The organism is Cellvibrio sp. QJXJ (assembly GCF_024452345.1).
Classification (GTDB): Bacteria; Pseudomonadota; Gammaproteobacteria; order Pseudomonadales; family Cellvibrionaceae; genus Cellvibrio.
Window position 1 is genome coordinate 982098 of record NZ_CP101662.1, and the last position, 23965, is coordinate 1006062.

Here is a 23965-nt window from a genome sequence, read left to right on the forward strand (position 1 = left end):
AACAATTAGGACATCTGTAACAGTTGGGTGGACGCGGCCGAGTTTTCATCGGCGGTTTTCATTAATTTCACTTGCATTTCGTACTGGCGCGCCAAGCTCATGATTTGAGTGAATTCATCAATTGCATTGACGTTGCTGCCTTCGAGCATGCCGCTGCGCAGCGTCACTTCTGCCGCAGGTAAAGCATTTAAACCATCGCGCTGACGAAACAAACCGTCATCGCCTTTTTCCAGTTGTTGAATATCGGGATTCACCAAACGAATGCGCCCTACTTCCACCATGGCTTCCGGGCCTTGCCCTTGGCCAACAATCGAAATCGTGCCATCTGCGCCTATTTGTACTTTTTCATTTTCAGGAATATTGATGGGGCCCCCATCGCCCAATACCGTCAAACCATTTGCGGTGCGCAATACGCCCGCTGCGTCCACCGCAAAATTACCGGCGCGGGTATAGGCTTCGGTACCATCAGGGGCCTGCACGGCAAAAAAACCATCGCCTTGAATCGCGGCATCCAGTGGGTTATTGGTTTCGATCATGGGGCCAGAGGTGAAATCCGCACGGGGGGATTCCGTCATGGCATAGGCGCGCGTGGGATGACCATCACCGTAATACACACCCATACTGCGCGACTGTTCGAAATCCGCACGAAAACCGGTGGTGCTGACGTTTGCCAGATTATTGGCGCGATTAGCCTGGGCCAGCATGTTGTGCTTGGCACCAGTCATGGCGATAAAAAGGGCTCTGTCCACGGGGCAACTCCTGAATTCACGGACCAAAAACCGTACGTTGGTTTTTTGGCGGTTTCATTGATAACAGGAGTTTTGCAAGAGCGGTGCCAAGTTGCTGATACTTAGCAAGCCTTTGAAATGAAAGGGAAAAACATAGAAATGCGGAGCTGCAAAACAGCGGAGAAAAACTTGCCACAAAAGAAGCGGCAAAGAACTTCCGCTCTTTGCCGCCGGGGTGTGACTGATTGTAAAGGGTTATCTCAGGTTGATAATGGTTTGGGTGATCGCATTGGCAGTTTCAATGGTTCTTGCATTCGCCTGGTAATTACGCTGAGCGATAATCAAATTCACCAACTGTTCCGACAAGTCCACATTGGACTCCTCTACCGCACCAGCAGTGATATTACCCAGCTGGGCAGAACCCGGCGCACCAATAATCGCCTCACCGGTTTCAAAGGTTTGTGCCCACATGGTATCACCCACGGGTTTTAACCCTTCCACACTGCTGAAGTTAGCCAGCGCAACCTGCCCCAGAACCTGTGCTTCGCCATTGGTGAATCGTGCAAACACAATACCGGTATTACTGATATCTAACCCCGCCAGGCGGCCGGTGGCATAACCATTCTGATCAAGTGACTCTACCGCAAACACACTACCGAACTGGGTAGAGCCCGCCAAATCGATTTGAAAGTTTGAGCTGGCTGGCGGCTCAGCAACTGGAATGGTGCCGCCCTGTAACACATTCAAGGGGCCAAGCCCGCCGAGGGGTTGACCGTCTTCACCCAGTGGAGTCCAGTTGGAAATCAGGATTGCATCGGTTCTAAATGGGTCGATATTGCCATCCGGGGTGAAATGCACATTGAACGACGCCATTGTCGGCTCGGTATTTTGCGGTGAAGGTAGAGTCGGGTCAGGATCACCTACGTTCTGTCCATCAATCTGCACATACATAGTCCAGTGGTTGGGCGATGTGGTGGGGTCGGCGGGATCATAGGGTTCCTTCACAAAATACTGACGCATTACATGCGCATTACCCAAGCTGTCGTACACCGTGGTAGAGGTAGCGTGGTTAAAGGTTTTTTGATCGGTGGGGTTGAACGCATTGATGGGGACATCGGTAAAAAAGTTAGGCACATTGGTCGAACCAAACAAGCTGCCACCAAATACCGGTGTGGTGGGCTGACTACTAACAATCGAATAACCCTCCTGCAAGGTGGTAGTAACCTGACCACCAATTTTTACACCATTTACTGCATCGTTCACCACTTGCGGTATGCCTTGGCTGCCCTGAATTTCAGCATTGCCACCGCCGGTATCAAAGGTAAATTCCAGGTCGCGACCCGTGGCCGACTCAACCAGCAAATTACCGGCATCATCAATGCTTGCACTGATACCAAAAAGCGTTGACGAACTAAGGGCATTAATTTCATCACGCAGCGCAGTCATATCCGGTAAACCGGTGGAGGTCAAATTCACACCATTAATACGGAAGGAGCCATTGTTGCTGAAGGTCGAGGCCAAGAGTGTCGCTTCGGTACTTGCTGTTGCCGATACACCGGCAAGTGAATTCAACTCAGAAGCGGTTTCATCGGCACTGGCACCGTATTCGCTGATATAAGTGACATCTGTACCGTTAGGACCACGAATTACCAAAGTATGAGAGCCATAGTTGTTGGTAACTTCGGGAATACCAGCAGTATGTGCAGTCGGGTGCGGAGTACCGGCCGCCGTGCTCACGCCATTGATAGCCGTCGTTAATGCGTTTGCATCGGAGTTGGCCGCATCAATAGTCACAGCAACGGTAGAGGCAACGCCAGTTGCGAGGTCGCGAAAACCAATTTGACCGGTAACAGGGTCAGCAAATGCTTCCACATTCACAGGGTTTGCGGAATCAAAGTTTGCCGAGTTGATCAAGTTAGCTAAAGCCGCAGGTGACGACGCAGAACCGGAATTCAATACCAAATCCACATCGTCAGTCGCCAATGTAATTGGGTCGGTGCGGGAAATAGTAAATGCAGTGGTATTGGTTCCCGAAAACGTAATCGGCGTTGCAATTGCGCCCAAATTCAACACGGTTGTGGTCGCAGTTTTAGCGCCAGTCTGGGCTTCATTGACCCCGGTGCCATTGGTGGCAAAACGCTGGCCAGTTGTTTCCAATACGGTTTCATTGGCATCCAAATTAAAAGAGGCGTTCACACCAGTGGTTTGACGCGGAGCCTGTGAGCTCACATCAACCCGCAAGTCGCCCAGTACACCGCTCACATTGCCATCTGCATCGGCAGCAAAACCTTGCAATAGCGAACCGGTACCGTTAACGATATAACCGTCTTTATCCAAACCAAAAGTACCCGCGCGGGTGTAGAGACGCTCACCATTTTTTTCAACGACAAAAAAACCTTCGCCATTTACTGATAAATCCAATTCATTTTGGGTAAATTTCAGATTACCTTGCGTAAATTGCTGACGAATATTTTGAACGGTTACACCGCTACCCGCCGTATTGGAACCGCCCCCCAACAGCGTACTGGTATACACATCACCAAATTCAGCGCGCGATGTTTTAAAACCAATAGTACTGGCGTTGGCAATATTGTTGCCGGTCACCTGCAAATCGGTATTAGCTGCGCGAATTCCGCTTAACGCTGTATTAAAAGACATAGTACACCTCGCCCGGGGTTAATAAATTTTTGACATTTTTTTAGGCAGCAAGCCTCACATCAAAAACTTTTAGTTAAATTGTTTTACTTGGTCGGCCTCTACGGCGCCAATGCCAGCAAGGTTCAAAATCAACTTGCCATTTTCACCAATAGTCACACTATTCACGTTCGCGCTGAGCGATGTATTCAATGTTTCTGCTTTGCCATTTTGCGTTGCAGTCACTTCAAACCGATATTGCCCGGCAGTGGCCGCTGCTTCACCTGCTTCCCAATCCAGCAATTCACCATTCACTTCCAAATTTTGGCCATCCCAACGGAACACTGTTTCACCGGCAGGTACCTCACCAATGGGGATGGTCTGCACCAACGCGCCAGCTTCGTCATAAACACGCATGGTCATGTCTTTTGCTGCGTAACTTAGTTCAGTACTACCTGCAACTATGCCGCCAGTAACCAGCGTACTTTTATCAGATTCAACACTCACACTACGGCCAACCAATGACGACGCTTGCAGCGCATTGTTGGACATAAAGCTGTTAAAACTTTTGTTTAAACGCTCCAAGCCCTCTACCGAACTAAACTGCGCTAACTGCGCCACAAATTCGCTGTTGTCTTGCGGGCTGAGTGGATTTTGATTATTCATTTGCGTGATCATCAATTCCAAAAACGCGGCTTGCCCCAATTCATTGGTGTTTTTATTTGCGCTTTGTTTTTTGGTGATACTGAGGTTATCAGCCACGCTACTGGTTGTTGCTGCTGCACCGGATACCGACATGATTCAGCCCCTTATTGACCGAGTGTTAATACACGTTGAACCATTTGTTTGGCTGAATTCATCACCTCAACATTCATTTGAAATGAACGTGAAGCGGCAATCATATTGGCCATTTCTTCAACCGGATTTACATTGGGATAAAACACATAACCTTCTTCATCTGCTTTGGGATGACCTGGCTCATAGCGGCGCTGTAAAGGTGCATCACTTTCGACAATACCCAACACCTGCACACCGGCGGCAGCATCCACTTCGTTATCGCTGTAAGCACCCTCAGTAACACTTGCGCGCATCGCTTCCTGTTGAATTGCAGCAAAAACTGGCTGGCGACTGCGATACACCTCATCAACACTGGAACTTGCTGATTGCGCGTTGGCGAGGTTGCTGGCGGTAGTATTCAAACGCAAACTCTGCGCGTTCATACCGGTACCTGCGATATCAAAAATATTTCCGAGTGCCATATCTTCACCTATTCATTCGTTGGCGCTATCCCAACAGGAGATAACTGTTTACCGATTGGCGCTAGCCATTAGCCTTAAGCAAGGTTACTCGCCACGAATGGCGCTGCGTAGACCGGTAAATTTGCTATTCAAAAACTGGAAGCTGGATTGAAATGCCAGCGCATTTTTCATGTACTCCGCGTGCTCAATCTGATCTTCCACAGTATTACCGTCGATGGATGGCTGCTGCGGCGTGCGGTACAGGGTGTCGGCTTCATTGGTGGCAAAGGCGCTGCCATCAATATGCCCCGATTGGGTAGTGGCGAGATTAAACCCGCTGTTACCAGTCATCTTCTGGCTCAGGGCTTGTTTGAAGTCGATATCCTTGGCTTTGAAATTGGGGGTATCCACATTCGCCAGATTGTTGGCCAGCACTGCCGCGCGCTCAGAACGGAAACGCAATGCCGATTCTTGAATACCCAATGCTTTATCGAAGGAGATGGACATAGTGCTTTCACCTTAAAAAATCGCGCCTGTACTAGCATCGCGGCCGGCAACCACATGTGTTATTGCCACTGTTACTGACAATAAAGCAATGCCTATGCCAAGCCCAAAAACAACCTACACATCATTGTTTTTAAACGATTTTTTATTTAGTGAGCAAACGAAATCCAGAAGCGGCAAACACAAAGCGGCAATGCTTTTCCGCAGGCAGGAGAGGAACCGGCAACACATAAAAAAGCCGGGCAAAAGCCCGGCTGTTACATGATTCATTTAACTGTCATAGGTTAAGCGATTAGATAGCGCGATAAAGAATTCCAGGCTCACAGCGAACCATTTCAAACAAATCGGCCACTCCCGCAAGCCCTTCCGAAGAGCCCAGGAATAGAATGCCTTGTGGTTTAAGCGAGGCGTGAATTTTTTGCAGGATCTGACGTTTCAGATCGCCGTTAAAGTAAATCAGTACATTGCGGCAAAACACTATGTCGAACTTACCCAAACCGGCGTAGGAGTCCATCAAGTTAAGCGAGCGAAAATCAATGCGCTCTTTTACGAAAGGTTTAACTCTCCACATAGTCGGCGTGGGGTTATCGAAGTACCTATCGAGCCGCTCCGACGACAAACCGCGCATTACCGAGAGCTTGTCATACTCGCCACTGCGTGCCTGATCCAGTACGGTGGATGACAAATCAGTTGCTACTATTTGCACCGGGCGCGCCAAGTTACCCATATTTTGGCGTTTATACTCTTCCACCATCATGCTGATGGAGTAAGGTTCTTGACCTGAAGAGCAGGCCGCCGACCAAATACGCACCGGGCCAAACATGCGGTTATTACCGCCCATTAACTGGGGTAATAAGGTGCTTCTGAGATGGTCGTAGGGGTAATTATCACGAAACCAAAAAGTCTCGTTGGTGGTCATGGAGTCTATAACCTGATCTTTCAGCTTGCGGTTCAATCCATGCTTTAGATTTTTCACCAGCTCACCAAAAGAGGCGATTTTATTCTCCTCCAAGATGCGCCGGATACGATTGGTCACCAAATACTGCTTGTTATCCCCTAACGAAATGCCACAGGCATCCTCAAGAAACTGACGGAATTGGTCAAACTCAGCTTGGTTGAGGTTATCGCCACCGAGCGGCTTGGAAAAAGGGGTAGGCTTATTACTCATAGACTCTCAATAAAAACGCTTGCCGCCGCACAATTGCAACGGCAATTCCAACTTATGCCTGTTCGGGCGGCAACAAACTTTCACCGGTAATCGACAATACCCGGTCATTTACACGCTTAGCCAGTTCATCCGGGTGGAACTTGGCAAGGAAGTCATCAGCACCCACTTTGCGCACCATAGCCTCATTAAATACCCCACTCAATGAGGTATGCAGAATAATATGCAGATTTTTGAGTTGCGGATGATTACGCACTTCTGCAGTAAAGGTATAGCCATCCATCTCGGGCATTTCGATGTCGCAGATAATCATAATCAACTCTGCGTAGGGGTCTTTCCCCTCTTTAATTAAATCCAGCAGGTAATTAAAGCCCTCTGCCCCATCTTTTTTAACGGTAGTTTTAATACCCATACCTTCAACCACACGCTGTATTTGTTTGCGCGCGATGGTGGAGTCATCAATGATTAACACGTGTTTTTGCACTACACGGTCGGCAATACCATCTTCGATAACACCGGCGCTAACTTCTTCACGCGCAGGCGATACTTCTGCGAGGATTTTTTCCACATCGATAATTTCAACCAGCTGGCCATCAACCTGAGTAACTGCAGTCAGGTAATGCTCCTTACCCGCGCCTTTCGGCGGTGGATGAATATCACCCCAGTTCATATTCACAATGCGTTCAACCGAACGAACAAGGAAACCTTGGGCCGTGCGGTTGTATTCGGTGATGATGACAAAGCAGCTTTCTATATCAGGCAATTCGCGACGCCCAATGGCGAGGTTCATATCCATAATCGGCAAGGTACCGCCGCGGATATGCGCAACCCCACGAACCACAGAACTGCGGCCAGGAATTGCATTCAATTGCGGACACTGAAGCACTTCTTTCACCTTGAACACGTTAATGCCGTACAACTGCTGCCCACCCAAGCGAAACAGCAATAGTTCAAGACGGTTTTGGCCAACCAGTTGTGTGCGCTGATTGACACTATCCATTACCCCAGCCATGCAATTACCTCATTGATTGTAATAGTCAGCCTAAACGCCACTTACTCTAACTGCCGCGAGCGGCACAGTATTTGCTTTATTCAACGTATTCAGCTTAGCGGCAAAAAAGTGTCAGACTTTAGTCGTTAGTAAAATAGCGCGAGTGGCACTCGGTTCTTACCCTTGAGGATAGGCCAAAATATGGAACTTCCTAGTTTTTGCAGTAATTTCTTCAGTAATTCTTTAACGGGCGGCCCCGTAAATAGGGCGTTCGTGCAAAAACTCGCCTACGCCACTGCAAATAACTGTAAAACTCTATTTGGCGCAAGCTTCCTTATTTTGCTCAGCAGCACTGCTACCGCACAGACCTATTCGACGCTGGCCCTAAAACAAGATGTTGCCAATTTTTTGGCGAGCCACTACCAACAAGTGGAACATGAACGCCTGGATATAAAGGTAGGCAATCTGGATAGCCGGCTCAGACTGGAGCGGTGCACAGAAGCGCTCGCCTTCAACCTACAAGACCCAACAGGCCTTGGCGGCAGCATTAGCGTACAAGCGCGCTGCCCTGACCCTCAGGGATGGTCAGTGCATGTACCCGCCCAAGTAATGGTTTATCGCTATATTCCGGTCGCTGCCCGCGCCGTCCAACGCGGCGAACAACTTAACGCAAGCCATCTTGCTGACAATTTGGTCAACATCAGTAGCATCCGGCAAGGTTATGCACTGACAAATGAAGACATTGTTGGCAAAGAAGCCAAACGAAACATAGGGCAAGGCGAGCCTTTTAAATCCAATAGTCTTGATGCACCCACAGCCATAAAACGGGGTGAAAGCGTTACCTTGCAAGCTCAAGCGGGATCAATAAAGGTTCTAAGCTCCGGTGTCGCCCTCGCAGATGGGCGCGTTGGCCAGAAAATCAGAGTTCGCAATAGCTCATCCGAACGGATAGTCACTGGTATTGTGCTGAACCAAGGGCTTGTCCAGACACTATGAGACCCGGCCTTTTAAGAATAAAGTTTTAAAAATGTTGCTAAAGTAAATCGGCACTTGGCCGATAGCCATATCAGGAGAACCAGAAACCGGCGCTCCGTATGTCACGACATAGCAACCGCGAGTTTTGTAGATTACCAGCCGTTGGCTTAATGCCTAGCAGCTTAAAGGGGAAAACATGATTAATACCAACAACTCACTTGACTCAGTCAATGCCAAGGGTGCCCGCAGCAAGCCTGCCGCGCCCCCCGCCGCAGATGCGAAATCCACTGACACCAAGGCGCCACAGGCTGCAACTGCCAAGGCCCCTGGCGATCAAGTGGTATTGAGCCAAGAGGCGCAGACACTTGGTCGCCTCCAAAGCAAAATCGACAGTGCCCCGGACGTCAATCTGGAAAAGGTTGCGGAAATTCGCCGCGCTATCGCGGAAGGGCGTTTTGAAATAAACCCCGAACGCATTGCGGAGAACATGCTCAACCAAAACGATTTACTTGGCTAAACCCGGTGTAACCACTAAACACGCCTCCCCTGCGCTGTTTAGTGTTTTACATTGATGACACTTTCCGCCCATTCAGGGCCATATAAAGAGGTTGCTATGTCTCTTGATACCACTCTACTGCGGCAGATGCTTGCGCAGGATTCATCTGCAATTGAACAGCTTAAACAGCTATTACTGGAAGAACGCGAACAAATTGCCCAGCGCAAACAAGATCGCCTTGCCATCATCGCAGAACAAAAAACCAGCCTTGTTGAGCAGCTCAGCCACAATAGTAAACAGCGCATGAAGGTTCTTAGCGCCCTTAACCTTCCCACTAACGCGCAAGGCTGGGACTTATTTCTACAACGCAACACCCTCACTATGCCCCTGCGGGAAGAATGGCAGCAACTCGTTCGCAACTTTGAAGAATGCCAAACCATGAATGGCATTAACGGTAAATTGATCGCACGCTCGCAACAGACCCTGAACCACATGCTGAACCTGATACGCGGCAAAGTCGCAACAGCCTCGCTTTACACCGCTCAGGGCTTGAAAAGCGAGCAGACATCCTCTTTCACAGTCGCCAAAGCCTAGTTCTCTATTAGCCCGTGGGTAAACCACGGGCAATCCAATCCCCTCCTGTTCCCCCTCCCTCACAGCGACGTAAACGCTTTGTGTTGACATGTCGCTGTAAAACGCTAATATTAGATTATATATATGATTTATATGCGTGATTATGTTACACATCCTTTAATTCAGTAACCACCAATCAATCAAACCGCACAAACCGTCAGCTTAACGAAGCCCCCTGCTTATCAAAAAAGGCATAAAAACAATGAAGTATTGTTTCATCGCATTGCTCAGTTTCGCCAGTCAACTCCTATCCGCCGCCAGCACAGAAAAACAATTTTACCTGGGAGCTGACCTCTCCTATGTAAACGAAATGGAGGATTGTGGAGCCAAATACTATGACAAGAATAAACGGCAAGACCCGTTCAAATTATTTGCCGACAAAGGTGCCAATTTAATCCGGGTTCGCCTGTGGCATAACCCACAGTGGACAGCCTATTCAAATCTGGAGGATGCGACTAAAACACTAGAACGCGCCAAAACCAACGGCATGAAAACGCTGCTTGATTTTCATTATTCAGATACCTGGACTGATCCAGAAAAACAATTTGTCCCGCAAGCATGGGCACACATTAGTGATACAGACGAATTGGCAAAAACACTTTACAACTACACAACAGAAACACTCGCAGCACTTGATGCAAAAAACCTGTTGCCCGATATGGTTCAGGTGGGCAATGAAACCAATATCGAAATTCTTCAACCGGAGAAAACATTAGTACACGACATTCCAAATTGGCCGCGCAACGCAACGCTATTAAATAGCGGCATAAAAGCTGTACGCGATTACAGTAAAAAAGTTAACAAACCTATTGGAATAGTGCTGCACATTGCACAACCAGAAAATGCGCTTTGGTGGTTTAAGCAAGCTAGCGAGCATGCCGTATTGGATTACGACATAATTGGCCTTTCTTACTACCCACAGTGGTCCACATATAAATTGCCGCAGTTACCTGGTGCCATTACAACATTAAAAAACACCTACAAAAAAGATGTTCTTATTGTAGAAACCGCCTATCCCTATACATTGGAAAATTTTGATAAAGCTGACAATGTCCTCGGGAAAAATGCCATTCAACCGGAGTTTCCCGCAACACCTAAAGGCCAGGCAAGTTATTTGCTCACACTGCGCAACTTGGTAAAAGCCGCCGGTGGTATCGGTGTGATTTATTGGGAGCCTGCATGGGTAAGCACAAAGTGTATAACGCTATGGGGTAAAGGTTCGCATTGGGAAAATGCAACCTTCTTTAATACAGCAGAAGGTAACAAGACCCTGCCCGCATTTTTATTTTTCTCAAACAAATACCAATCTAAAAATTAACAAAGTAATTGCATACACTATTTTGAATAACATTGAAAAGAGAGAGGAACAATGAAAAAAACACTACAACAAATTAGCGCACTGGCGCTGTGCGGCGTTCTCGCTGCCTGTTCGCCCCCACCCACACAGCAAACCAGCGTAATAAGTGATATCAACTACGATAAAGATTGGCAATTTTTCCGTAGCGAAAAAGTGCTTGACCTTGCCACCGCACAACAACAAACCGATTGGGAAAATATCGCCATTCCCCACACACCAAAGATTGAGCCCTTGGTAGTAAACGACCAATTCCAAGGTGACGCTTGGTATAAAAAAACCATTACCACCGAAGCTGACTGGAAAGGGAAACAAATCAGTTTGAAATTTGAAGCCGCCATGAACGTTGCAGAGGTATGGCTCAACGGTGAAAAACTTACAACCCATGTTGGAGGCTACCTTCCTTTCACCGTTAACTTAACGGAAAAATTACTCTGGGATGCGCCCAACGAACTACTGGTACGCCTGGACAATCGTGACAATCCGATTACCGGCCCAAAACCGCTACACGATCTGGATTTCAATACCTACGGTGGTATTTATCGCCATGTATATTTGCAGCTCGATAACGACTTACACATTAGCGACCCTGTAGCCGCCGGAAAAACGGCTAGTGGTGGAATATTTGTTCGCTACCCAAAGGTTAGCGCTACAGAAGCAACAGTTAGCATACAAACCCATTTAATTAATAAAAGCCCGCAACCGAAACAATTCCGTGTAGTGCAACAACTGGTAGATGGCGAAAAAAAAATTATCGAACAATCCAGTGAGCCACAAACCATTAACGGCAATGGAGATATCGAAAATCAGATTGAATTTACCGTTAACAACCCTCGCCTATGGTCACCAAAAACACCAAATCTCTACAACCTGGTCACGCGGGTTTATGAGGGAGACGCATTGGTCGATGAACAAACTACACGTATAGGCATTCGTGAATTCAAATGGATTGAGGGTCAACTTTATATCAATGGGGAGAAAACATTTTTACGCGGCGTAAACCGCCATCAAGAATATCCCTACATTGGCTATGCAACTTCGGATGCTGCAGATTATCGCGATGCGGTAAAAATAAAATCCGCCGGATTTGATTATGTGCGCCTTTCCCATTACCCACACTCCCCTGCTTTTATGGCGGCGGCAGATGAATTGGGTTTGGTATTATTAGATGCAATTTTAGGTTGGCAATATTTCTCTGAAGACCCTGCGTTTCAAGCACAAATCCAGCAAACTTGTCGCGACTTAATTCGCCGCGACCGCAACCACGCATCCGTCATGGCATGGGAATGTTCGCTGAATGAATCCTGGATGACAGAGCCTTTTATTGATTCACTCACAACTATTATCCAACAAGAATACCCCGGCGCCCTATCAGCAGGTTGGCAGGAATATGGCTACGACATTTATTTGCAAGCACGTCAACATCGCTTGGAACATTATAAAATGCCAACCAAACCTTATGTCGTCAGCGAATATGGTGATTGGGAATACTACGCAATGAACGCCGGGTTAAACCAAAGTGCATGGGCAAATTTATTGCAGGCAGATCGCTCAAGTCGTCAGTTATTAAGTGATGGCGAAACCCGCCTACTACAACAAGCCGCCAATATTCAGGAAGCGCACAACGATAATTTCAATACACCAGCATTTGCCGATGGCTACTGGGTAATGTTTGATTACAACCGTGGCTACGCCCCCGATCTGGAAAGTTCAGGAATTATGAGCATCGATCGCCTTCCAAAATACAGCTATTACTTCTATCAAAGCCAGCGTGATCCTGATGAATTTTCCGATAAATTTACCTCAGGTCCAATGGTATTTATTGCCAGCGAATGGACGGAAAGCTCTTCGCTTAACCTCCGAATTTTCAGCAATACTGATGAAGTTGAGCTGCAGCTAAACGGTAAGCTTATTGCAAAACAAGCTCCAGATAAAAATGCGAATACAACCAACTTAAAACATCCGCCATTTACTTTTGTTATTGATAAATTTGAAGCAGGTGAACTCAAAGCTATTGCTTATCGCGCAGGTAAAGCGGTTGCTGAACACAAAGTAATAACTCCAAACACGGCAACAGGAATAGCACTGACACTTGACACCAGTGGCAAATCGCCACAAATAGGCGTCAAAGATACTATTTTTGTTTATGCCCAATTGCAGGACAGCAATGGGAACCGAGTGCACAGCAATAATGTTTCTGTAAAATTCACCTTAACTGGCTCAGCGAAGCTAGTTAGCCCAGTGGAAACAAATACTGCTGCAGGAATAGCTAGTGCGCTGATTGAGATTGGAGATTCACTGGACAATATTATCGTGACTGCAGAAGCTCCCAACCTCGCTCCCGCCAGCATGACAATAAAATAATGGCCTAAAAAAATGCCCTGTGATAATTCACAGGGCATTTTTTGAATAAACAATAATTATTGTTTAATTACTTAAAAGCATCCCATACAGCTGTTGCCCTACCGCTATTATCCATTGCCCCAAGGGTATAACCCTTCCAACCAGGGCGTGCTTGCGGCTCCCAATAAAATATAGCTGCACCCTTACCACCAGACACTTGTCCAACCTTTGTAATCATATCTTTCACTATTGTTTGTGCCTGTGCATGATCCCAAGGTACACCTATTTCAGAAACCATCACTGGAACAGCGTAACGCGCAACCATGTCATTTAAATTATTTAAGCACGCGGTATTGGCAGATTGCCACGAATAGCCAGTTGCATTTGTAGGGTATGACGATGCACCAATCACATCAAACTTTGCGCCGTTAGCTTTAAGGCCATCAAATATCCAGCGAAAATTTGCATTGTCGTGACAATTGGCTAAGTGCACCACTACCTTTGTACTTGGGTAAATACTTTTTGCAGCGTTATAGCCCGTATTGGTTAGCCATGCATAATTTTTCATGCTCACAGACGCTTTACCCTCATTCCATAACATTCCGTTGTTTGTTTCATTGCCTACTTGCACCCAATCTACAGTAACACCAGCGTCTTTAACTGCCTGTAATGTAAACCGTGTGGAATTCCAAACCGCATCCATCAATTGTTGAAAACTATAACCACCCCATGCTGCAGGTTTAGTTTGCTGTCCCGGATCTGCCCAGCTATCACTGTAATGAAAATCTATCATTACTTTCATTCCCGCCGCCTTGGCACGCTTGGCTTTAGCCACAACATCTTGAGTCGAGTTATACCAACCATCTGCAGGATTAACCCACACACGCAAACGCACTGCAGTCATTCCCTGCTCTTTCATAATCGCCAAAATATCTTTCTTAACACCGCTACGATTATAAAAGCTGATACCGTTAGCCTCGATCTCTGACATCCAGCTAACATCTGCACCTTTAACCGGTGCAGCCAAGCAAGGGGCAATCGATAGGCTTAACGCGGTACCAATACAAAAAGAGAGAAAATTTTTATTGAGTTTCATAGGGATATTTCCATTAATGTTCGAGCATTATTGTTATTGAGTGTTTTGCATCCCTTCACGCTGGACAACCAAACTAGCGATACATCATAGAGCTCCGCTCAATAAGAATATTTATATTACATATATTATCTTTTGACAAGCAAATTCACCCAGCGCGGAGAGGTCACCTTTCTGAAAACGGAAATATAAGAATGGAATTTGCCCAAAAGATAAATCCGCTTTGCGCGAAAAAGGCACCAGGAATAAAAACGGCCTAAAATAAAAAAAACCGCGCTTATGCGCGGTTTTTTCAAACTACCAGAAGACTTTGAGGATTATTACTTTTGAACAATATCAGCAGAATCTTTCAGAAACTTCTGAAACCCGGAGAAATCATTTCTGCCATAGATAGAGGCCAATTGTGCACCTATAGTTTCCTTTTGTTCCGGGGTCACTTTTTCAACCGAACCAAGGCTTACTGACTGCACAACAACAATAGCCATGTCACCACTTGATGTCATGAGATTACCAACAGATGGCTTGCCCGCAGCAGGCTTAGGCATCGAAAAAGCATGACGGAGAACATCACTATCCACCTCAGCAGTATTACGGGTTGCCTCTTTAAACTCTTTGCTTTCCAAACCTGCCACCGTGCTTAATTCAGCAAGAGATACACCTGTATTTAAATCTGCAATAAATTTATTTGATTGTTCAGTCAGCAGTATACGAGCTTTTTGATCTTTCAAAGTATTTGCAATTTGTTCTTTAACATCTGCCAATGCTTTAACTTGGCTTGGCTTATGCTCTGTCATCTTTAGCACCAGCACATTACTTGAATCTATCTCGATAACATCACTACTATTCCCTTCACGCAAAACCTCATCAGAGAATGCTGCTTCTGTGACTTTAGGGTTTGCGAGGATTCCCTTTCCTTTACTACGTTCGTAAAGCCCAGAATTTTCGACTTTAAGACCAAGCTCCTCAGCAACTTCTGCCAGACTTTCAGCGTTATAAGAAATGTCGCGCAACTTCTCGAGCTGAGCAACAAAACTCACTTCGGCTTCCGCACGCTTTAATTGCTCTTCAATTGTTGCTTTTTGCTCCTCAAATGAAGGCGGTGTGGAATTTTTTTCAGCTAACAACTTGATAAAGTGAGTGCCAGCTTCTGTTTTTACAGGCGCAGAAACTTCTCCTACTTTAAGCGCAGCAAGCGCTGTTTCAAATTCCTGAGGGAATGCATCACCAGAGGTGAACCCCAAATCACCACCTTGGTCTTTGCTCCCTAAATCATCAGAAAACTCTTTCGCGAGTGCAGAAAAATCGGCGCCACCAGAGAGCTTTTCTCCCACCAATTTAACTTTATCTGCATCGTTAGACTCTATAAGAATATGCGCAGCCTGACGTTCTGGCGCAGCTACAAATGACGCCACGTTTTGTTCGTATTGATCGCGCACCTGAGCCTCAGAGATAGAAACACTGCTCATCAAATCCTGAACACTCAAACTGATGTAATCAACCGCAATTTGCTCCTCACTGACAAACATTGATTGATTTGCATCATAGTAAGATTGAATCTCTGAGTCCTGCAATTCAATTGAATCACGTACTTTTCCAGAAGGTAAAATAACGTATTGGATATCGCGCGATTGAAAACTGAGCGCTACTAATTCATCGAGCTGTGTGGGAGTCGAAAAGGCACTTACAGCAACACCAGCCTGCAACTGATTGATCAATAACTCCTCAGATAAAATTTTCGTATAGGTACTATGTGTGTAACCCATATTACGCAACAAACTTTGATAAACATTATTATCAAAAACACCAGCATCATTTTTAAATTGTGGCGCAGCAGCAATTTCTTGCGCGAGATAATCATCCCCTATTGCCATGCCTGCATTTTTAGCAGCCTGGGAGAGAATAAGGCGTTGGACCAAGTTATCAACCGCTGGTTTACGCAAATACTCATCACTCAAAAACTGAGCGGGCACTTGATCACCGTAAGCATTTAGCATCTGTTGTTTTTGCATACCAACAGCTCGAGCCACATCCATTTCAGTGATGGTTTCTCCATTCACTTTCGCTGCTTGATTTGCAGAGGTATCCCAATTGAAAAGCGCTTCAACACCGGTCAGGGCAAAAATGATCACCAAAAATCCGATTAAGATGAAAGAGATTACTCCTCGGGAATTATCTCTGAGGTGTTGTAACATTTTAAACTCCTAGCATGATGAGGATGTCTTGCGCCAACGAGGCAGCACAAACAGACACTAATTACTTAATTATTCGATGTTGAAAAGGACTTGCAACTTGATTAACAAAAGCTACGCCGTTAAAAAAAAAGCGCACCTAGATGCGCTTTTTTACGTGCTTTTAATTCAGCACTAACCCAGTAAATACAAATTAGTTAACAGCATCTTTCAAAGATTTACCTGGTTTGAATCCTGGAACCTTGGCAGCAGCAATTTTAATTTCCGCGCCGGTTTGAGGGTTACGACCAGTACGAGCAGCACGCTCTTTAACGGCAAAGGTGCCAAAGCCTACCAAAACAACAGAGTCGCCATTTTTGAGGGCACCGGTAATACTCTCAACCACTGCATCCAGCGCACGCCCAGCAGCCGCTTTTGGAATATCCGCAGACGCGGCGATGGCTTCAATCAGCTCAGTTTTGTTCACACTTAACCCCTTTTGATTATTTGTTTCTAAAAACACAGTACAAATTCAATGATGCATTTAATTCGCATAATCTGTGCAGCAAATGAATTGCGATTTATACCAACAGAGTATCAGGGGGTCAAGGAAAGCTTACAGCTTTACACAAAAGCCCTAAAATTCTGATCACAAAACAATCAGTTAAATCAACGTACTCGCCCCAAATCACCGTCAGTGAGTACTGAGACGGTTATCGCTATCTCCTGTTTTTTGCGCTGCCTTTTCAAGAGCACGATATTCCTCATCACTGAGCGGTTTGGGGTTGTACTGTAAAGCAAGCTCGAGAACCTCATCAATCCATTTAACCGGCTTAATACATAGATCCTCTTTGATGTTCACGGGAATTTCTTTGAGATCACGCTCATTATCCGCTGGAATAATAACCGTTTTGATTCCTCCTCGATGAGCAGCAAGCAGCTTTTCTTTTAAACCACCTATCCGCAAAACCTCTCCACGAAGGGTAATTTCACCTGTCATTGCTACATCGGCTTTTACAGGAATTCCTGTTTGAACTGACACCAGAGCTGTACACATAGCGATGCCGGCACTAGGGCCATCTTTTGGTGTTGCTCCTTCGGGAACATGAATATGGATATCGACCTTTTCATGATGATCCGGAGCGATACCCAGCGCTTGCCCTCTGGAGCGAACGACGGTCAAGGCCGCTTGTATCGACTCCTGCATAACATCACCAAGCGACCCAGTCTTAATGATACGCCCTTTCCCCACTACAGCAGATGCCTCGATAGTGAGTAGCTCACCACCAACCTGTGTCCAGGCCAAGCCTGTTACCTGACCAATCTGGTCTTTACTCTCCGCCTTGCCAAAATCAAACTTCCGAACTCCCAAGAGATCTTCCAACGCTGCAGAGTCGATCACATCAGCGCTGATCAATCGCCCTTTTACATGGCGAGCTACAACTTTACGGCAAATCTTAGCCACTTCACGCTCTAAACCGCGGACGCCAGCTTCGCGGGTGTAATAGCGAATAACATCTTTGATCGCGTCTGCAGTTACGCTAATTTCAGAATCTTTTAGGCCATTTGCCTTGATTTGCTTGGGTATTAGATAACGCTGAGCAATATTTAACTTTTCATCCTCTGTGTACCCGGGAATTCTAATTACTTCCATTCGGTCAAGTAGTGGCCCTGGAATATTCATTGAATTGGAGGTACACACAAACATCACGTCAGACAAGTCGTAATCAACTTCAAGGTAATGGTCGTTAAAGTGGCTGTTTTGTTCCGGATCCAAAACCTCCAAGAGGGCAGACGCAGGATCACCACGATTATCCATTCCCATCTTATCGATTTCATCGAGTAAGAATAATGGGTTTTTGACACCGACTTTGGCCATTTTCTGAATTAGCTTTCCAGGCAAAGAGCCGATGTAAGTTCGTCTGTGACCACGAATTTCCGCTTCGTCACGCACACCACCCAAAGCCATGCGCACAAACTCACGGTTAGTGGCCCGTGCAATTGATTCTCCCAAAGATGTTTTCCCCACACCCGGAGGACCAACAAGGCAAAGAATTGGGCCTTTTACTTTTTTTACTCGTTGCTGGACTGCTAAATATTCGAGAATGCGCTCTTTAACTTCTTCAAGACCAAAATGATCCTTATTTAAGACTTCTTCTGCACGAGCGAGATCATTACGAACCTTACTTTTTTTACTCCATGGCACCTTGATCATCCAATCGATATAGGCGCGAAGTACCGATGCCTCAGCAGACATTGGCGACATCATTTTTAACTTATTCAATTCGGCACGAGCTTTTTCCAGCGCCTCTTTAGGCATAGCAGCTGCAATTATTTTGTTTTCAAGTTCATCAGCTTCACTGACTTCTTCACCCAACTCACCAAGCTCTTTTTGAATAGCCTTGATTTGCTCATTCAAATAGTATTCGCGTTGGCTTTTTTCCATTTGCTTTTTAACGCGACCACGAATCTTTTTTTCAACATGAAAAAGATCGACTTCAGCATCCATCAAATCCAACAAGTGCTCGATACGTTCACGAATGTCTGCTATCTCTAGTACCGATTGCTTTTTGGGTAATTCAAGGGACATATGGGCGGCAATAGTGTCAGCGAGACGTCCCGGCTCATCTATACCTGAAAGTGAGGTTATAACTTCTACGGGGACTTTTTTGCTTAGATTAACGTATTGCTCGAATTGGCCGATTGCAGAAGCCACCAATGCACGAGATTCCGCAGATTCGACTTCTGGGCTAAATATAAGGCTAACATTAGCCCTAAAATGACTACCGACGTCCTCTATGGACTCTATGTTTGCCCGTTCGCGCCCCTCAATTAGCACTTTAACCGTCCCATCGGGCAACTTAAGCAGCTGCAAAATCGAGGCTATAGTACCAACCGTGTATAAATCCTCGCCCTGCGGCTCATCCTGCTGCGGGTTCTTTTGCGCAACTAAAAGCACCTGCTTATCATTGGCCATCGCTCGCTCCAAGGCTTCGATGGACTTTCCTCTACCAACAAACAGAGGGGTAACCATGTGCGGATAAACGACAACATCGCGCAACGGCAATAAGGGAATGTCAGTAATATGGGTATCTATAAGAGTTTCAGCGACCATTGGTTCCTCTCTATTTCAAGAAGGCAACAAATACCTTGCCATGACCCAAGATTGGGGTCAAAAAGCACTAATTACAAGTTACTCCTAAAGAAAAAACAAAAAGAGCGCATAAATGCGCTCTTTTTCATCAGACCAGATTATTGCTTGAACAATAACTATTTATCGTCAGAGGCAACCTTGGGAGGCACCTCAGTTGTTTCATACACCAATAGCGGCTCGGACTCACCCTTAATAACGGACTCATCTACAACTACCTTAACTACATTGTCCTCAGAGGGAATCTTATACATAGTGTCAAGCAGTACATTTTCCATTATTGACCGCAAACCGCGAGCACCAGTTTTACGCTCAAGCGCACGTTCCGCTACTGCATCCAAAGCGTCTTGACGGAAGTCAATCTGAACGCCCTCCATCTCAAACAACCTTGCATACTGCTTAGTTAGAGCGTTCCTTGGCTCGGTCAGAATCTGAATTAACGCAGCTTTATCCAACTCATCCAAGGTAGCAATTACAGGGAGGCGACCAACAAATTCCGGAATAAGGCCGTAGCGAACCAAATCCTCAGGCTCTAGAGAGTGCAGCGTCTCACCAAAGTTGCGCTTTTCATCTTTACTTTTAACTTCAGCACCGAAGCCGATGCCACTTTTCTCGGATCTGTCGCGGATAACCTTATCCAGACCGGCAAATGCTCCACCACAAATAAAAAGAATATTAGAGGTATCAACCTGCAAAAATTCTTGTTGAGGATGCTTGCGACCCCCTTGGGGTGGAACAGAAGCAACAGTACCTTCGATTAGCTTCAATAGGGCCTGCTGAACACCTTCACCTGACACATCGCGGGTGATTGATGGGTTATCCGATTTGCGGGAGATCTTGTCGATCTCATCTATATAGACTATTCCCTGCTGAGCTTTTTCTACGTCGTAGTCACATTTCTGTAGCAGTTTTTGAATGATATTTTCAACGTCCTCACCGACATAACCAGCTTCAGTGAGCGTAGTTGCGTCTGCAATAGTAAATGGCACATCCAACAATCGAGCCAGTGTTTCAGCAAGCAAGGTCTTGCCACTGCCCGTGGGGCCAACCAATAAAATATTGCTCTTGCCTAATTCGATAGGCTCTTTATCTTTACCGGCCTTGTCGCCAAAACGCAGACGCTTGTAATGGTTATAAACAGCAACAGCCAATACTTTTTTGGCGCGCTTTTGGCCGATTACATATTGATCAAGAATTGCTGATATTTCATGAGGTTTAGGTAACTTCTCTGAAACGCCCTCAGATGCACTTTCTTGAATTTCTTCGCGAATAATATCGTTACAAAGGTCAACACATTCATCACATATAAAAACAGATGGACCAGCAATTAACTTGCGAACCTCATGCTGGCTCTTGCCACAAAAAGAGCAATACAATAACTTTCCGTTTTTGTCACCTGTGTCGCTGGTGTGATCGGTCATTGGAACCCACTCCATCAAAATTTTAAAACAGCTGTCAAACAGAACACATCAGCTGAAAATAAATTACTTAATGCCAAGTCAATAGCCTAGACAAGCTATTTAGCTGCAGGCTGAACACGTCGCTCAATAACAGAGTCAATTAAGCCATAGTCTTTTGCTTGCTGGGCAGACATAAAGTTATCGCGCTCTGTATCCAACTCTATTTTTTCAATAGGCTGGCCAGAATGAAAAGCCATCAATTCATTCAAACGCGAACGAATTTTTAAAATTTCTTGTGCCTGAATATGAATATCTGAAGCCTGCCCCTGAGCACCACCACTTGGCTGGTGAATCATAACGCGTGAGTTTGGCAGACAAAAGCGCTTACCTTTGGTGCCAGCATTTAATAAAAAGGCTCCCATACTGCACGCTTGGCCAATACACATAGTACTAACATCAGGCTTGATAAATTGCATTGTGTCATAAATTGACATTCCTGCGGTCACGGAGCCACCGGGAGAATTGATATATAAATGAATATCTTTGTCGGGATTCTCTGCTTCCAAAAACAGCAACTGAGCAACAACCAAATTGGCCATATAATCTTCAACTGGACCAACTAGAAAGATCACACGCTCCTTGAGCAGGCGTGAATATATATCAAATGAGCGCTCTCCTCTGGCGGTTTGCTCGATTACCATTGGCACCAAACCGCTATTAATGACAGAAGACTGGGCTTTCATAGATTCGTATGACATCTTGCGTTTTATCCTTAAGCGAACTTTTAGTGTCGCTAGTATTGAAAACTATAGATTTTTGTTACCAGAGAGCTTAACTCGTGATGGCATTATATGCCAGTCAAAAGAGGTGTTTTGGGCGGGATTTGAGAGGGAGGAAGCCGCAAAGCAGGCGCTTTGCGGCTTTTTTAAACAGTTAACGTTGAGCGTTGGATTTGATAATTTCATCATAGTTGGTTTCAACTTCTGAAACCTTGGCCTGAGAAATAATATGATCAACCACCTGATCTTCAAGTACTGCCGACTCAACACCAGCCATTAACTCTTGGTTGGAACTGTAGTATTCAATTACCTCTTTAGGCTCTTGATAGGTAGAAGCAATTTCTTCAATCATTGCACGTACACGCTTGGCATCCGGCTTCAACTTGGCAGACTTAACAATCTCCCCAACAATCAAGCCGAGAGTGACGCGACGCGACGCTTCATCCTGAAACATAGTATCGGGAAGCAAGGACTTGATATCAAAATTTTGTTGCTGACCACCAAAGCGCTGCATCATTTGATTCCGCAGCACTTGGATCTCATTGGCAACCAACGCTTTTGGTACATCAGTAGTGTGTGACGCAATCAGGGCATCCATAACCTGCACTTTAACTTTTGCTTTAAGAGCATTAGCTAACTCACGATCCATATTAGCTTTTACCTCTTTGCGGAATTGCTTCTCGCCCCCCTTCTCTACACCAAATTTTTGGAAAAATTCTTTCTTGAGTTCAGGTAATTGAGCTTCAGAAACACTATTAACAGTGATCACAAACTCCACTGCAGCACCTTTTAACTCTTCTGCTTGATAGTCTTCCGGAAAAGTCAAGGCGACAGTTTTTTGCTCACCTGCTTTCATGCCTACGACACCCTCTTCAAAACCGGGAATCATAGACTTGGACCCAAGCAATAACGCGTGGTTATCAGCCTTGCCGCCAGCGAATTCAACGCCGTCTTTAGTACCAACAAAATTGATATTAACTTGATCACCATCTGCGGCAGCGCGGTCAACCACTGACCAAGTCGCCTGATGCTTACGCAAAACTTCGATCATGTTGTCTACGTCAGCCTCGGTGACTTCAGCGTTGTATTTAGTGATCTCATAAGCAGAAAGATCACTCAGTTCAACACTTGGATACACCTCAAAGGTAGCGATATATTCCAGGTCTTTACCTGCAGCCAACTGTTTTGGCTGAATAGAGGGCTGACCGGCTGGCTTTACATTTTCTTTTTGCACAGCAGCATAGAAAGAGCGACTAATCACGTCGCCAACCACTTCCTGACGAATACCAGCACCAAAGCGTTGCTTCACAACGGAAAGAGGCACCTTACCCTTGCGAAAACCTTTGATGCTTACGTTACGCGCAGCCTGCTTTAAGCGATTTTCAACTTCGTTTTCTACTTGCTCAGCGGGTACACCAACGGTCAAGCGGCGTTCCAATCCAGAAGTCGTTTCAAGTGAAACCTGCATATGTGCCTCGTGAAATAACTGATAATGTTTGGCATTAGATCGAGCACACTTAGGCGTACTCGGAAAATGGTGCGGACGGAGAGACTCGAACTCTCACACCTTGCGGCGCCAGAACCTAAACCTGGTGTGTCTACCAATTTCACCACGTCCGCTTTTGGTTGCCTCATTTAGGATAAATGCAGGCACTGACTAATTTTCACTGCACCCTAACTGATTGATTTTTAATGTTTTTTATAAAAACCAATAGCCCTGAGGCGCGAAGGGTGCTGATTGTGCCACAGAGATTCTGCAGGTTCAACTTTTTATCAAAACTCCGCACTTGTATCGCGTTGACGCAAAACCAGCGCCCGAAATGAATCCTGCCATGACTCCAGAAGTTCGACAGTCAAGCACACTGCTTGCACCTCTTCTTCAGCGGTTATCCCTACAGCAATGATCAGGTTATCTTGCTGAAACGATTTCCTTTCTTTTTCTTTGCGTGGAGACTCCAGCGAATTTTGTGCGTACCGCTGTAGTTGTTCAAGCCAAGAGCCAGAACGCGCTGCAAGCTCATCCAACTCAGAGACCTCAGAAAGAAACTTATCATTCTGGGCCAACGCCAACTGCAATTCAGCGAGAGAGTTAATGGCGCCACTATTTTTCAGAAAACATCTATCGGCAATTTCGCGCAGATAGAAATGAAAGGCCAGTGAAAGCTGATACACGCCGCTACTTAGCACAGCATCTTGACGCAAACGCTCTGCACTGGTTGCAGGAGTTGCAACACCTCTGGCCAAGTCGCAGAGCGACTTGGCAAACGCCAATTTTTGATTAACCAGAGAGAAATTACTGATAGCCATAGATAC

The 23965-nt window shown here is 45.9% G+C and carries 20 protein-coding genes and 1 tRNA gene; 5 read left to right on the top strand and 16 right to left on the bottom strand.

The window, feature by feature from the left end; all coding sequences use genetic code 11:
• Window positions 1-5: 5 nt before the first annotated feature.
• The 7 genes from flgF to NNX04_RS04215 form a co-directional block, all read right to left on the bottom strand.
• Entirely contained in the window at window positions 6-749 is a 744-nt protein-coding gene (gene flgF, locus NNX04_RS04185) for a flagellar basal-body rod protein FlgF (protein ID WP_007641103.1), read from the bottom strand.
• A gap of 234 nt (window positions 750-983) precedes the next feature.
• Window positions 984-3386 (bottom strand): flagellar hook-basal body complex protein, encoded by a 2403-nt coding sequence (locus NNX04_RS04190; RefSeq protein WP_261947618.1) that lies wholly within the window; start codon window positions 3384-3386, stop codon window positions 984-986.
• Between the two features lie 69 nt (window positions 3387-3455).
• The gene (locus tag NNX04_RS04195; RefSeq protein WP_261947619.1) at window positions 3456-4160 is read right to left on the bottom strand and encodes a flagellar hook assembly protein FlgD; all 705 of its coding nucleotides are present in this window, start codon (window positions 4158-4160) and stop codon (window positions 3456-3458) included.
• An 11-nt stretch (window positions 4161-4171) separates the two neighbouring features.
• Window positions 4172-4621 (bottom strand): flagellar basal body rod protein FlgC, encoded by a 450-nt coding sequence (gene flgC / locus NNX04_RS04200; protein WP_261947620.1) that lies wholly within the window; start codon window positions 4619-4621, stop codon window positions 4172-4174.
• Between the two features lie 84 nt (window positions 4622-4705).
• Entirely contained in the window at window positions 4706-5107 is a 402-nt protein-coding gene (flgB, locus tag NNX04_RS04205) for a flagellar basal body rod protein FlgB (protein ID WP_261947621.1), read from the bottom strand.
• 289 nt (window positions 5108-5396) lie between these two features.
• The gene (locus NNX04_RS04210; protein WP_007641088.1) at window positions 5397-6272 is read right to left on the bottom strand and encodes a CheR family methyltransferase; all 876 of its coding nucleotides are present in this window, start codon (window positions 6270-6272) and stop codon (window positions 5397-5399) included.
• Window positions 6273-6324: 52 nt separating this feature from the next.
• Entirely contained in the window at window positions 6325-7281 is a 957-nt protein-coding gene (locus NNX04_RS04215) for a chemotaxis protein CheV (protein WP_007641086.1), read from the bottom strand.
• 180 nt (window positions 7282-7461) lie between these two features.
• Between NNX04_RS04215 and flgA the strand changes: the two genes are divergently transcribed.
• The 5 genes from flgA to NNX04_RS04240 all read left to right on the top strand — a co-directional run bounded on the left by flgA (window position 7462) and on the right by NNX04_RS04240 (window position 13082).
• Window positions 7462-8256 (top strand): flagellar basal body P-ring formation chaperone FlgA, encoded by a 795-nt coding sequence (flgA, locus tag NNX04_RS04220; protein WP_261947622.1) that lies wholly within the window; start codon window positions 7462-7464, stop codon window positions 8254-8256.
• A gap of 175 nt (window positions 8257-8431) precedes the next feature.
• On the top strand, window positions 8432-8752 hold the full coding sequence (flgM, locus tag NNX04_RS04225) for a flagellar biosynthesis anti-sigma factor FlgM (RefSeq protein WP_007641076.1): 321 nt from the start codon (window positions 8432-8434) through the stop codon (window positions 8750-8752).
• 96 nt (window positions 8753-8848) lie between these two features.
• Window positions 8849-9325: a flagella synthesis protein FlgN gene (locus NNX04_RS04230; protein WP_261947623.1), complete on the top strand. Its 477-nt coding sequence runs from the start codon at window positions 8849-8851 to the stop codon at window positions 9323-9325.
• A gap of 241 nt (window positions 9326-9566) precedes the next feature.
• Window positions 9567-10682, top strand: coding sequence for a glycoside hydrolase family 53 protein (locus tag NNX04_RS04235; protein ID WP_261947624.1), 1116 nt, complete (start codon window positions 9567-9569; stop codon window positions 10680-10682).
• Window positions 10683-10733: 51 nt separating this feature from the next.
• Window positions 10734-13082 carry a glycoside hydrolase family 2 protein gene (locus NNX04_RS04240; protein ID WP_151057626.1) on the top strand — a complete coding sequence of 783 codons (2349 nt, stop codon included), beginning with the start codon at window positions 10734-10736 and terminating at the stop codon, window positions 13080-13082.
• A 67-nt stretch (window positions 13083-13149) separates the two neighbouring features.
• Here the strand turns inward: NNX04_RS04240 and NNX04_RS04245 are convergent, their stop codons facing one another.
• From NNX04_RS04245 to NNX04_RS04285, 9 genes are all read right to left on the bottom strand, one after another.
• A complete protein-coding gene (locus NNX04_RS04245; protein WP_151057624.1) occupies window positions 13150-14157 on the bottom strand; it encodes a glycoside hydrolase family 53 protein in 1008 nt (335 codons plus the stop codon).
• Between the two features lie 317 nt (window positions 14158-14474).
• Entirely contained in the window at window positions 14475-16346 is a 1872-nt protein-coding gene (locus NNX04_RS04250; protein WP_151057622.1) for a SurA N-terminal domain-containing protein, read from the bottom strand.
• Window positions 16347-16536: 190 nt separating this feature from the next.
• Window positions 16537-16809, bottom strand: a complete 273-nt coding sequence (locus NNX04_RS04255) for an HU family DNA-binding protein (RefSeq protein WP_040391956.1) — start codon at window positions 16807-16809, stop codon at window positions 16537-16539.
• 207 nt (window positions 16810-17016) lie between these two features.
• A complete protein-coding gene (lon, locus tag NNX04_RS04260) occupies window positions 17017-19437 on the bottom strand; it encodes an endopeptidase La (RefSeq protein ID WP_007641069.1) in 2421 nt (806 codons plus the stop codon).
• A gap of 155 nt (window positions 19438-19592) precedes the next feature.
• Window positions 19593-20894: an ATP-dependent Clp protease ATP-binding subunit ClpX gene (gene clpX / locus NNX04_RS04265; RefSeq protein WP_261947625.1), complete on the bottom strand. Its 1302-nt coding sequence runs from the start codon at window positions 20892-20894 to the stop codon at window positions 19593-19595.
• Between the two features lie 95 nt (window positions 20895-20989).
• Window positions 20990-21631, bottom strand: a complete 642-nt coding sequence (gene clpP / locus NNX04_RS04270) for an ATP-dependent Clp endopeptidase proteolytic subunit ClpP (RefSeq protein ID WP_261947626.1) — start codon at window positions 21629-21631, stop codon at window positions 20990-20992.
• A 175-nt stretch (window positions 21632-21806) separates the two neighbouring features.
• Window positions 21807-23120, bottom strand: a complete 1314-nt coding sequence (gene tig / locus NNX04_RS04275) for a trigger factor (protein WP_261947627.1) — start codon at window positions 23118-23120, stop codon at window positions 21807-21809.
• Between the two features lie 67 nt (window positions 23121-23187).
• Window positions 23188-23272: transfer RNA gene (locus NNX04_RS04280), tRNA-Leu, on the bottom strand.
• Between the two features lie 153 nt (window positions 23273-23425).
• Entirely contained in the window at window positions 23426-23959 is a 534-nt protein-coding gene (locus tag NNX04_RS04285) for a DUF6586 family protein (protein WP_261947628.1), read from the bottom strand.
• Between the last annotated feature and the right edge of the window lie 6 nt (window positions 23960-23965).